The sequence below is a fragment of the Sphingopyxis sp. A083 genome, assembly GCF_001468495.1.
GTDB lineage: Bacteria > Pseudomonadota > Alphaproteobacteria > Sphingomonadales > Sphingomonadaceae > Sphingopyxis > Sphingopyxis terrae.
Map to the genome: position 1 here is coordinate 41,450 of NZ_LNSK01000015.1, position 11,770 is coordinate 53,219.

Below are 11,770 nucleotides of genomic sequence, written 5' to 3' on the forward strand. Positions count from 1 at the left end.
TCCCGCAACGGCCGGTTCGAGCCGGCGGACAGGGGACAGGATGGCATGGGGTCGATCAGCATCGCGGCAGATGACGGCATGGGCGGACGCAAGCGCGTACCGCTCTATCGCCAGCTCTATTTCCAGGTTGTCGTGGCGATTTTGCTCGGCGCGCTGCTGGGGCATTTCTATCCCGATGCCGGCGAGGCGCTGAAGCCGCTGGGCGACGGCTTCATCAAGCTGGTGAAGATGATCATCGCGCCGGTGATCTTCCTGACGGTCGCGACCGGCATCGCCAGCATGAAGGACATGTCCTCAATCGGCAGCGTCGCCGCCAAGGCCTTCATCTATTTCCTGACCTTTTCGACGCTGGCGCTCATCGTCGGCCTGGCGGTCGCCAACATCGTGCAGCCCGGCGCCGGCCTCAACATCGATCCCGCCGCGCTGGATACCACCGCAGTCGCGACCTACGCGCACACCGCCGAGGAACAATCGCTCGCCGGCTTCCTGCTCAACATCATCCCGACGACGCTGTTCAGCGCGATGACCGACGGCGAAATCCTGCAGGTTCTGCTCGTCGCGATCCTTTCGGGCGTCGCAATCTTCACGACGCGCCCCAAGAGTGACCTGGTGCTCGATCTGCTGACGTCGTTCAGCGAAGTGATCTTCAAGCTTGTTCACATGCTGATGAAGTTCGCGCCGATCGGCGCGTTCGGCGCGATCGCCTTCACCATCGGCAAGTTCGGGATCGGGTCGCTCGCCAGCCTCGCGACGCTCGTCGCGACCTTCTACCTCACCTCGCTGCTGTTCGTGGTCGTCGTGCTCGGGTTGGTCGCACGCTTCACCGGCTTTTCGATCTTCGCGCTGATCCGCTATCTCCGCGAAGAGCTGCTGCTGGTGCTGGGCACCTCGTCATCCGAAGCGGCGCTGCCGAGCCTGATGGAAAAGCTCGAAGTCGCCGGCTGCCGCAAGACGGTGGTCGGACTCGTCGTGCCGACCGGCTATTCGTTCAACCTCGACGGTACCAACATTTACATGACGCTCGCCGCGCTGTTCATTGCGCAGGCGACGGGCATCCACCTGTCGCTCGGCGAGCAGCTCGCGCTCGTCCTTGTCGCGATGATCAGCTCGAAGGGCGCCGCCGGGGTGACCGGCGCGGGCTTCGTGATCCTTGCCGCGACGCTCTCGGTCGTCCCGTCGGTTCCCGTTGCGGGTATGGCGCTGATCCTCGGGATCGACCGCTTCATGAGCGAATGCCGGGCGCTCACCAACTTCATCGGCAATGCGGTGGCGACGATCGTCGTCGCCAAATGGGAAAAGGCGCTCGATACCGATCGGCTGGCGGCGGCGATGGCCGGCACGCCGATGGCGCTACCGAGCGAGGATAGCGAGCGCCACGAACGCTCCGGCCCGCACAGCCTTGCGATGAGCAAAGCAGGAGAAAGCGCATGATCTCGCGGCGGTCCATCCTTGCCGGCGGCGCGGCGCTCGCAGGTGCCGTCGGCGCTGCCGGATCGGCCCCGGCGTTTGCCTTTGCGGTCGAGGAAATTCCGCTCTGGCCCGGCAAACCGCCGGGCAGCAACGGCCCCAGCGGCCCCGAAAAGATCGGCGGCGCGGGGACCGGCTATGGCGCGGTATCGAATATCGCGACCCCGCGGCTGCGCGTCTACCGGCCCAATATCGCCAACGGCCGCGCGGTCATCGTCTGCGGTGGCGGCGGCTATTTCCGTATCCAGCTGTGGAAGGAAAGCACGCCCGCGGCGAAATGGCTCCAGCTGCACGGCTATACCGTGTTCGAGTTGATCTATCGCCTTCCGCGCGACGGCTGGGACGCGAGCGCGCCCTTCGCCGACGCGCAGCGAGCGATGAAGATCGTGCGCACGCGCGCCGCCGATTTCGGCATCGCGCCCGACCGCATCGGAATCATGGGCATGTCGGCTGGCGGGCACCTCGCAGGCTTCACCGCGCTGCGGCCCGACCAGAAATTCTACGACGGCACCGATCGTTTCGAAAACGCCCCGGCACGCCCCGACTTCGCGGCGCTGCTCTTTCCGGTGGTGCAGTTGCGCAAGCCGTTCGACACGACGCGGACGCGGCGCGAGATTATCGGCGAGCATCCGACCAAAGCCGCCGAAGACGCCTGGTCGCTCGATACGCTGGCGAACAGCGACGCGCCGCCGATGATCCTATTTTCGGCATCCGACGATCCGATCGCACCGCCCGGCCATAATCTGTCACTGTTCCAGGCGCTGCTCGCCAAGGGCGCGAAGGCCGAGCTGCACATTTTCGAGGAGGGCGGCCACGGATGGGGTCTCGGCACGCCCGACCAGATCCTAAGCCAATGGCCCGATCTGTTCGAAGCCTGGATGACCAGGCGGCCATTCGATCGATGAATACAGACAAGAGGGGAAGGGAAATATCCATGCGTGCAATCACCATCGCAAAGCTGGCGCTACTCTGCGGACCGAGCTTGCTTGCGGCTACCGTCGCACAGGCACAGGAACCGCTCGCCGCCGAAACCGCGGCGGACCAGAGCGCGGACCAGCCGGCACCGCCCGCAGACGCGAATGAGGCGATCGTCGTTACCGGGTCGCAGATTCAGGGTGCGAAGATCAACGACGTCCTGCCCGTCACCGTGCTCGACGAAACGGCGATCGAAAACACCGGGGCGTCGTCGGGCGACGAGCTGTTCCGGGCGATCCCGCAGGCCGGCACCGTCGCGTTCAACGAACAGAATTCGTCGACCGTCAACAATGTCCGCGGCGACGTCGGCTCGATCAACCTGCGCGACCTCGGCACCGGCAACACGCTTCTGCTGATCAACGGCCGCCGGATGACGCTTCACCCCGGCTTTCAGACCGAACTGCTCGTGCCGGTGGTGAGCTCCGACACCAATGAAATCGCGCCCGGCAGCGTCAAGCGGCTCGAGGTGCTGCGCGACGGCGCGTCGGCGATCTATGGCGCGGACGCGGTAGCGGGCGTGATCAACACCGTCCTCAAGGGCGACATGAAGGGCGGCTTCCTTGAAGGCGACTGGCGCGCCTCCGACGGCACCAGCCTCTACAGCTACCAGATTTCCGGCGGCTATGGTTTCGACTTCGGCGGCGGACGCGGCAACCTGACCGTCTATGGCGGCTATTTCTATGAAAACGGCCTGTCGAATGCCGCACGCGACTATGCCGCGGACGATAATCGCCTGCCGCTGGTCGAAGGCACGGACTTCGAGGGCGACGCGTCGTTCAACAATCGCAACACCTTCGGTCCGTTTGGGCAATTCGATATTCAGGGTTCGTCGCCGTCGAGCCGGACGCCGATCGGCGACGATGATTTCTACCTCCAGCCGTCGAGCTTTCCCGGTTGCAAGCTGAGCTTCGGCGACGGTCTCTGCGCCCGCGACGGCACGACGCCGACCACTGCGGTCCGCTACAACACAATCTATGGCAACAGCCTGATCAGCCAGAAGCGTCGCTACAATGCGATGGCGCTGCTGAGCTACGAACTCAGCAACAATGTCGAGGCCTATTTCGAAGGCAGCTTCTACCGGTCGGAAAACAACCGCCAGCTCGATGCTTCGGCCATCCTGAGCGCGGTGCCGGTCGGCATTTCGAAAAATGCCTATTGGAACCCGTTCGGCCCGGTCGGCAGTCCCAACCGCCTGCCCGGCACCACCATCGCCGCGAGCGGTGTGGACGTCATCATGGAGCGCTATCGCTTCGTCGATGTCGGCAATCGCGACGTGTCGGTCGACAAGAATGTCTATCGCCTCGTCGGCGGGCTGCGCGGCAATATCGGCGCGTGGGACTTCGACACCGGCTTCGTTTATTCCGAAGCGAAGCTCAACGACCTAACGCGCAACCGTGTGTCGCTCACGCTGATGCAGAACCAGATCAACCTGACGACGCCTGACGCCTATAATCCGTTCAACGGCGGCTGCGTCACCTCCGATCCCGGCATCGGCGACTGCACCCCCAACCCGGCCTCTTCGATCGATCCCTTCCGTATCGACGTCTACCGCAAGGGCGGTACCAGCCTCGCGCTCGGCGACTTCAAGATCAGCCGCAACGACCTCCTGTCGCTGCCGGGCGGCGATCTGGGTATCGCCGCAGGCGTCGAATGGCGCCGCGAAACCTTCTACGATGACCGCGATCCGCGGCTCGACGGGACGATCACCTTCACCGACAGCGTGACCGGCGATGTCAATGGCAGCGACGTTGCGGGCACCAGCCCCTCGCCCGATACCAGCGGCTCGCGCGAGGTCTATTCGGCCTTCGCCGAACTTCTCGTGCCGGTCGTCAGCCCGGAAATGAATATCCCGCTGATCAACCGCTTCGATGTCCAGCTCGCCGGCCGCGTCGAGCATTTCAAGGATATCGACGCAACCGCCGCGGTGCCGCGCATCGCCGCATCCTGGTCGGTCTTTCCCGGCGTGACCTTCCGCGGCGCCTGGTCGCGCGGTTTCCGCGCGCCCAATCTGGTGCAGGTCAATGACGCCGGAACGACGCGGTCGAACACGCGCGACGATTTCGTCCTGTGCCAGGCGCAGCTCGAAAAGGGGCTGATCTCCAGCCTCGGTTCCTGCACCGGCGCGGGCACGATCAGCTATCGTTCGGGAACCGAGAACCTTAAGCCCGAGGACAGCACCAGCATCAACCTGGGTATCGTGCTCGAACCGCGCTTCATTCCGGGGCTGACGCTGACTGCCGATTATTGGCGCGTCAAGCAGACCGGATTGGTCGGCACCTTCGGCGATGACAATGCCATCGCGCTCGACCTGCTGCGCCGCCTGAACGGCAGCAGCAACCCCAACGTGATCCGCGCCGATCCGACCGCGGAGGACGTTGCGCTGTTCACCGGCACCAGCCTCGCCCCCGCGGGCAAGATCACCCAGGTGCTCGACCCCTATCTCAACCTCGACAGCCGCGTCTCGAAGGGGTGGGACTTCGGCCTGTTCTACAAGGTGCCTGATTTCGGCATGGGAAAATTCCGCCTGAGCCTCAACGTCGCGCACCTGATGAGCTTCGTCCAGTCGGCGGGTCCCGACGGTCAGGAAATCATCGATGGCATCGCCTCGGGCGTCCTGCCGCTCGACGTTACTGTCGGCGGTCTGGGCGAACTGGTCGAGATCGAGGGCCGGCCGAAATGGCGCGCGACCGGCGCGATCAACTGGGGAAGCGGCCCGGTCGATATCGGCCTGTTCGGCCAATATACGGGCAAGGTTTACGACACGAGCGTGATCCGCGACGTGCTGATCGATTCCGACGACCCGAACGCAAACTATTACCCGGTGCACGACCAGTTTACGCTGAACCTCTCGATCGCCTACACGATCAAGAATGACACCCCGCTCGACGGCACCCGCTTGCGCTTCGCGATCAACAATCTGTTCAACGAAGATCCGCCACTTGCTGACGAGGATTATGGCTTCTTCAGCAATCTCTACACCGCGCGCGGCCGCGTGTTCCATGTCGAGTTGCGCAAGAAGTTCTAGCGCAATGCGGCTGTCCAGCGCCCTGGCGCAGCGCGTCGCGCTTGCGCTGGTCATCGGAGGGACGGGGGCGTGCAGCGGCACACCCCCGCTTCCCCCGTCCCTCGCCGCCGCGCCGGTCGAGCGCGGTTCGGGGTGCGCGACACGCACGGTACGGATCGACTTCGATTTCGACGAAGCGCCCGCATCGCGCTGCGTCATCCGGGGCGAGCGGTCGTTCGCGATATTGATCGGCCCTGAACATGCGCCGCCGATCAACCCGAGTCCTTGGTACGCCTTTCGCTACCGGGCGAGCGGGTCGGCCGATATTTCGGTCGAACTCGACTATCTTGGCGCGGCGCATCGCTATGCGCCCAAATTGACCGTAGGCGGCACCGTCGCGCCCCTGTCCGCCAGCGTTGCGGCGGACGGGATGAGCGCCACGCTCTCGCTGCCCGCCGGCGAAGGGATCGTCAGCGGACAAGAATTGTTCGGCAGCGACCGCTATGATGCGTTGCTCGGCCGGCTTGCCGCGCTACCCGCAGCCGAGCGGCTGACCCTTGGCGCGTCGCTCGACGGTCGGCTGCTATCGGCGGTCCATATCGGCGACGCGAAGGCGCCGCGGCTCGTCGTCCTGATCGGACGTGCCCATCCGCCCGAAATTACCGGCGCGCTCGCGATGGATGCCTTTTTGCGCGCGCTCGCGGACGAGATCGCCGCGGGGCGCGTCGACACCGCAGCGACACAATTCCTTATCCTGCCCCTGCTGAACCCCGACGGCGTCGCGCGGGGTCACTGGCGCGCGAACCGCGGCGGCGTCGATCTCAATCGCGACTGGGGCATCTTTTCGCAGCCCGAAACGCGCGCGGTCAAAACCTGGCTCGATCGCCTGCCCGCAGGCGTGCGCCCGATTGCCATGGTCGATTTCCATTCGACGCAGCACAGCCTCTTCTATGTGCAGGGCGCCGACGAAACGACGCCCGCGGAGGAGGCGTTCCTCGCGGCATGGCTTGGCGGGAAGGAGAAGGCGCTCTCCGGCTATCCCTTCACGATCGAGCGCCGCAACGCCAACCCCGGCTCGGGCACGTCGAAAAACTGGTTTCACGCGACCTATGGCATCCCCGCCTACACCTACGAAGCCGGCGACGAAGCCGACCGCGCCGGAATCGACACCGCCGCAAGGAACCTCGCACGCGCCTTTCTGAGCGCGCTTCCGCTGCTCGCTCGATAATCTTCCGGCGCCGGACGCCGAAAGGCCGGCCCGCGTCGGCGGGCCGGCCTCGGCAACCGGGAACTGACGCTGGCGATCAGCCCTTGGTTGCGGCCTTCTTTTCGGCCTTCTTTATCTTGTGCGCGTGGTGCGTCGCCTTCTTGGCTGGCTTCGACGTCGCCGCCTTGGTCGGCGTCGCGTCGGCAGCGAAGGCCGAGCCGCTCACCATGGCGAGCGAAAGGACGGCGGCGGCAGCGAGTTTGCTATAGTTACGCATGAGACTTCCACTCCTTGACAGTTCAACCACCCGCAATCGGGGGCTGTCAGGGCGGCCGATCCGTTCCAGGGAGGGGGGGAACGGTTCGGATCGGCCTTGCCCGACGACCGATCAATAGAGCCGGGCCCCTGCCCGGCCGATGGCGGCGGGATTACAAGTTGGTCATCTGTCGGCGCTCTCAGGTCGCGGCGAACGTCCGCTTGGCGAGCAGCGCCCGCTGTTCGCCCGCCGGGCGAAAGGCGAAATCATACGGCAGGCCCAGCCGCTCGCTCGCCTGGCAGACCGGCGCGCTGCGATCGACATGGCGGTCGGCGAGCCGCCCGACCACCTTGAGCGCGAACCGGTCGAAGCGCGTCAGGTCATAGGAACGTCCGAGTTCGAGCCGCGCCCGGATATGCGGCGGCAGCAGCGACACCGCCGCCCGCGCGATCGCACGGTGCAGCAGGCGGGGCACGCCGGGCGCGGCGCGGCCGGACTGGATGATGTCGAGAAATTCGAAAAGGATCGGATGGGGTTCGAAGCGCGCCTCGAGCCGCGCCATCATGTCCATGAAGTCGGCGATCGTCGGCGGCGTATGCAGCGCGCCGAACGCCCGTCCGATCACCGCGCCGTCGCTCATGAAGCGATCCTTGTCGGCATCGCTCACCGGGCGCACGAAGCGATCATAGGCGGTCAGAAAGCCATAGGCCGCGGTCGCCGCTACCCAGTCGAGCAGCACCGGGTCGAGCGCCCGATACGCCTCCCCCGCCGGCGTCTGCCCCTTCACCGCGCCATGCATCCGGTTGACCTTGCCGATCACCTCGCGCGCGACGCTTGCGGGGCCATAGCAGGCGAGCATCGCCACGAGCCCGGTGCGCCGCGACCGGCCGATCGGATCGGCCTTGTAGGTGGAATGATCCCATACCCCCGACCGGATGCGCGGTTCGGCGAATTCAAGCAGAACCGCCGCGATCCCGCCGATACCCAGCGCGATCGGGTTTTTGTAGACGCGCCACTGGACGCTGTCGGGTGCAAGCAGGGCCGCTTCGCCGACTGGAGAGGAAAAGTCGATTATCGTGCCCAGATAATTTTCCTGCATGCCTTGCCTGCACCCTTCTCGCGAGCTCAGAAATCGAAGCCCAGCGTCAACCCATAGGTTCGCGGCGGATTGGGAAAACGCACGACCACATTGGCGTTGCTCGCCACCGCCGACCAATAATATTTGTCGAACAGGTTCTTGGCCCACAGCTGAACCGACCAGCCCGCATCGCTCTTCAGGCCCAGGCTTGCATTGACCGTGCCATAGGCATCGATCTTGTAGAGCGGCAGATCCTCGAAGATCGTGTTCGACTTGCTCTGATAGCGCGCACTGACGGCGCCGGTCAGGCCGAGACTGTCGCTGACCGGCGTATTATAGGCCAGCGTGACGCTGCCCTGAAAACGCGGGCTATATATGAATTCGGCGCCGTCGAAATTCTGCGACTGGCCGGCCGCATTGGTGCCGGCATAGCCGTTGATCCGTGTCTTGAGCCACAAGGCGTTGGTCGACAGCGACACGCCCGGCGCGGGCCGCACGATCAGCTCGCCCTCGACGCCATAGGCCTTCGACTTGGGCACATTGTCGAGACGCGACAGCGCGGTGTAGATCGGATCGGCGAAATAGGTGCTGATCTGCTTGTCGGCATAGTCGTAGTAGAAGGCAGAAACATTGGCCTGCACCATGCGGTCGGCGAGCGTCGCCTTCAGCCCGACTTCATAAGCGGTGAGCTTTTCCTGCTTTACCGGCGCATTCTGACGCGCGAGATTTGCGGCGTTGATCGGCGTCGTGCCCGATTTATAGCCGCGCGAGACCGACGCATAGAGCAGCGTGTCGGGGCTGGGCGACCAGTCGAGCGCGAGGCGCCACGCGAGATTATTCTCCTTGAGAAGCGAACTGACCTCGCCGAACGTGCCTGACGCCGGATCAAAGGTGTTGCACTGTCCCTGCGTGATCGGATCGGCGAGCACGCCATAGGTCTGGAGGTACAGCGCGCGGTTCACGACATTGACGTTGGGCAGCATATTGCCGTTGAAGTCCCGCGAACAGCCGTTGTAGCGTTGCTTGTCCTCGGTATAGCGCAGCCCGGTCGTCAGCTTGAGCTGGTCGGACAATTGCCAGTCGGCATTCGCGAAAACGCTCCACGTCTTCGTGCGGATGCGCCCGAAATCTTCATAGGTGCGGAACGCCTGCGCAAGATCGGTCGCGGTATAACCGTCCGAATTGAAAATCGGACTCGCCAGAAGCGGTACGCCCGCCGCGCGGATCAGCCCGACATTGGCGTTCTGACCCAGCAGGGTGCGGTTCGAATCGATGATCCGGTCATTGGCGTAATAGGCACCGACGAGCCAGTTCACCGCGCCCGATTCGCCTTCGACGTGCAGATCTTGCGCAAAGCTCTTGATCCGCCCTACGGTATTCTGAAGCAGGATTTCAAAGGGCGCGCCGCTCCAGTCGGACAGTGCGTTGCGCTTGAAATCATTGTAGCTGGTCAGCGACACCAGTTTGACGCCGTCGCTGATATCCTGGTCCCAGCGCAGCTTCAGACCCCAGAAGCGATTATCCTCGCGCAGCGGGCCGTCGAGGCCCAGCCCGGTGCCGATATCCGCCGAACGCGCCGCCTCGGGCGCCCAGTCGGCCTGCGTTGCCCTGGTCGGCGCGTTGCCCGCGATATAGGTCGCAAGCCCCGCGGCGTTGAAGAAGCGCGAATTGCTTGTCCCCGTCACCGGATCAGTCGCCGGCGTGAAGCCGATCCCCTGCCCCGCAACGGTATCGGACTTGTTGCGCCACCAAGTCACCGACAGGTCGAAATGGGTGTCCGGACCGGGATCGATCGCCAGCGAACCGCGGATGCCCAGCTTGTCGACTTCGCCGAGCCGCTCACCGCGCGTGTTGCTGACCTGCCAGCCCTTGTCGCTGTTCTCGCTACGGAACGCGATGCGCGCCGCTATACCGTTGGCGAGCGGGCCCGACAGGTGGCCGCCGATATTCCAGGTCTGATAATTGCCGAGATCGGCGCTGATGCTGCCTTCGAAGCTGTCGGTCGGCTTCGCGGTGATGAAGTTGATCAGGCCCGCGGTGGTGTTGCGGCCATAGAGCGTGCCTTGCGGCCCTTTCAAGACCTCGACCCGTTCCAGATCCATGATCGGCCCGGTGTTCATGATCGGATAGGCGTAGGCGACTTCGTCGACATAGGTGCCGACGGTCGAGGTCGACGACAGGTTGATCGTGTTGAAGCCGATGCCGCGCAGCGTATAGGTCGGTACGCCCTGATAGCTTTGCGAAACGGTGAAGCTGGGAGCGACGGCGGTCAGGTCGCGCACGTCGGTGACCCGCAGATCCTCCAGCGTCTGTCCGTCGACCGCCTGGATCGCCATGCCGACATCATTGATCGATTCGGCGCGGCGCTGTGCCGTGACGATGATCTCGCCCTCGGCCGGCTGCGCCTTGTCGGCCGCTTCGGCGGCGGCATCGGCGGCGAAGGCCGGTGCGGCGCAGGCGAAGCTTGCGGCCGAACCGGCAAGCAGGAACAAGCGAAAAGCCTTCATGTCATCCTCCCTCAAGCGGCCGCGGCGTCCCCGTCGTTGATCGCGGGTGGCGCGCAGTCCGAACGCCCGCAGAGGATATAATTGCGGGCCGCCCGACAAGCTGGCATCTGTGTCAGTATGCGGGTTCGGAAAGAGGCGGCGTGACGGATTATCGGACAGTTTGCTGGCAACAGCTTCCGGCGTTGATCGAGGCGGTGCAGGCGGCGGGTGACGCAATCGGCCTGCCCTTCATCGCAGCGCAAGCCGATCTTGGCGATCCCGATCCGATGGCCGACGAACAGGGCCGTCCCTATGCCGAAACCAGCTTCAAATGGTATGATCCGACGCATCGATACTGGCGCGATCGCAAGCTGGCGCTGCACGTCGCCTTCCTCACCGCCGCGCGCCTGACCGCCGAACCCTTTTTCTACAGCGACGGGCGCTTGCAGACGTGGCGGGCCACCGGCCTGCTCGACGCCGTCGATTGCGAGCAGGCGAAGAACAGTCCGCTGTTCGGCGAAGCGATCGTTGCGCCGGTGCATCTGCCGCGCGGACTTGTCGGCGCCGTGTTCTGGTGCTCGCGCGAGCCGATGGGCGTCGCCGATATTTTCGCTGACCAGGCCGACCGTCTGCACAGCCTGGCGCTTCGCCTCGTCGCCACGCACAATGAAGCGCGCGGACGGCCGCGCAACGCAACCGTGCCGCAGACGCTGACCCGGCGCGAGGTGCAGTGCCTGCGCTGGGCCGCGGCGGGCAAGACCGACGGGGAAATCGGCATCATCCTGTCATTGTCGGTATCGACGGTGCGCTTTCACCTGCGCAACGCCGCCGCGAAACTCGGCGCAACGGGCCGCGCCCAGTCGATCCAGCTCGCTGCGGGTCTGGGCTTCGTCGGCGCCAGCGCGGTCTGATTCCGGGACCGCGGCTGACCGCATGCCCGCTGCGGGCTTGCAGGCACCCTTGTCAAAAATTGCCCTCCCGCCTATCGCTCGCGCGTGCCTCCCCGGCCGCGACCAACGCGCGCCGCCACCGAAGATTGCGTCCGCTGAACCCTGTTCCAGCCACTCCCTACGTCGAACAGCTCAGCATCGGGGCGGGGCGCCGGCTGTTCGCGATCGGCCTCGCTGTCCTGATTCCGGCGCTGCTGCTCCTGCTGCTGCTCACCACCGGTCTGGGATCGCTGCCCGACAAGCAGCAGGAACGCATCACCATGGTGAGCCTGGAGGCCAGCGAAGCCGCCGAGCAAGCTCCCGAACACGCCAGCAAGGCGCCCGAACGGCACGAGGAGGCCCCGACC

9 protein-coding genes are annotated in these 11,770 nt (G+C 65.0%); 6 read left to right on the top strand and 3 right to left on the bottom strand.

Translation table 11 applies throughout. The features are described 5' to 3' along the window. The first annotated feature begins 45 nt into the window (after positions 1-45). The 4 genes from ATE59_RS16615 to ATE59_RS16630 are packed head-to-tail and all read left to right on the top strand — an operon-like array spanning position 46 to position 6,674. Positions 46-1,431, top strand: coding sequence for a dicarboxylate/amino acid:cation symporter (locus ATE59_RS16615; RefSeq protein WP_003039910.1), 1,386 nt, complete (start codon positions 46-48; stop codon positions 1,429-1,431). Next, the gene (locus tag ATE59_RS16620; RefSeq protein ID WP_058813378.1) at positions 1,428-2,372 is read left to right on the top strand and encodes an alpha/beta hydrolase; all 945 of its coding nucleotides are present in this window, start codon (positions 1,428-1,430) and stop codon (positions 2,370-2,372) included. Before ATE59_RS16615 ends, ATE59_RS16620 begins: the two co-directional genes overlap by 4 nt. Before the next feature lie 29 nt (positions 2,373-2,401). Next, positions 2,402-5,467 carry a TonB-dependent receptor domain-containing protein gene (locus ATE59_RS16625; protein ID WP_058813379.1) on the top strand — a complete coding sequence of 1,022 codons (3,066 nt, stop codon included), beginning with the start codon at positions 2,402-2,404 and terminating at the stop codon, positions 5,465-5,467. 4 nt (positions 5,468-5,471) lie between these two features. Then, a complete protein-coding gene (locus ATE59_RS16630) occupies positions 5,472-6,674 on the top strand; it encodes a M14 family metallopeptidase (protein ID WP_058813380.1) in 1,203 nt (400 codons plus the stop codon). Between the two features lie 76 nt (positions 6,675-6,750). On the opposite strand, the gene ATE59_RS16635 is transcribed toward ATE59_RS16630, so the two are convergent. From ATE59_RS16635 to ATE59_RS16645, 3 genes are all read right to left on the bottom strand, one after another. After that, positions 6,751-6,930, bottom strand: coding sequence for a hypothetical protein (locus ATE59_RS16635; protein WP_058813381.1), 180 nt, complete (start codon positions 6,928-6,930; stop codon positions 6,751-6,753). Between the two features lie 178 nt (positions 6,931-7,108). Then, on the bottom strand, positions 7,109-8,008 hold the full coding sequence (locus ATE59_RS16640; protein WP_058813382.1) for an oxygenase MpaB family protein: 900 nt from the start codon (positions 8,006-8,008) through the stop codon (positions 7,109-7,111). A 26-nt stretch (positions 8,009-8,034) separates the two neighbouring features. Further along, a complete protein-coding gene (locus ATE59_RS16645) occupies positions 8,035-10,494 on the bottom strand; it encodes a TonB-dependent receptor (protein ID WP_058813383.1) in 2,460 nt (819 codons plus the stop codon). A 140-nt stretch (positions 10,495-10,634) separates the two neighbouring features. Here ATE59_RS16645 and ATE59_RS16650 point away from each other — a divergent pair, with 140 nt between their 5' ends. Together ATE59_RS16650 and ATE59_RS16655 are read left to right on the top strand one after the other, a co-directional pair. Then, positions 10,635-11,384 carry a helix-turn-helix transcriptional regulator gene (locus ATE59_RS16650; protein ID WP_058813384.1) on the top strand — a complete coding sequence of 250 codons (750 nt, stop codon included), beginning with the start codon at positions 10,635-10,637 and terminating at the stop codon, positions 11,382-11,384. Between the two features lie 125 nt (positions 11,385-11,509). Further along, positions 11,510-11,770 (top strand): hypothetical protein (locus ATE59_RS16655; RefSeq protein WP_156416828.1); only part of this gene is annotated, 261 nt, incomplete at its 3' end.

Coding starts and splice junctions, on each gene's coding strand:
- ATE59_RS16635 (WP_058813381.1), bottom strand. CDS start 6,930: ATGCGTAACTATAGCAAACTCGCTGCCGCCGCCGTCCTTTCGCTCGCC.
- ATE59_RS16615 (WP_003039910.1), top strand. CDS start 46: ATGGGGTCGATCAGCATCGCGGCAGATGACGGCATGGGCGGACGCAAG.
- ATE59_RS16620 (WP_058813378.1), top strand. CDS start 1,428: ATGATCTCGCGGCGGTCCATCCTTGCCGGCGGCGCGGCGCTCGCAGGT.
- ATE59_RS16640 (WP_058813382.1), bottom strand. CDS start 8,008: ATGCAGGAAAATTATCTGGGCACGATAATCGACTTTTCCTCTCCAGTC.
- ATE59_RS16625 (WP_058813379.1), top strand. CDS start 2,402: ATGCGTGCAATCACCATCGCAAAGCTGGCGCTACTCTGCGGACCGAGC.
- ATE59_RS16645 (WP_058813383.1), bottom strand. CDS start 10,494: ATGAAGGCTTTTCGCTTGTTCCTGCTTGCCGGTTCGGCCGCAAGCTTC.
- ATE59_RS16630 (WP_058813380.1), top strand. CDS start 5,472: ATGCGGCTGTCCAGCGCCCTGGCGCAGCGCGTCGCGCTTGCGCTGGTC.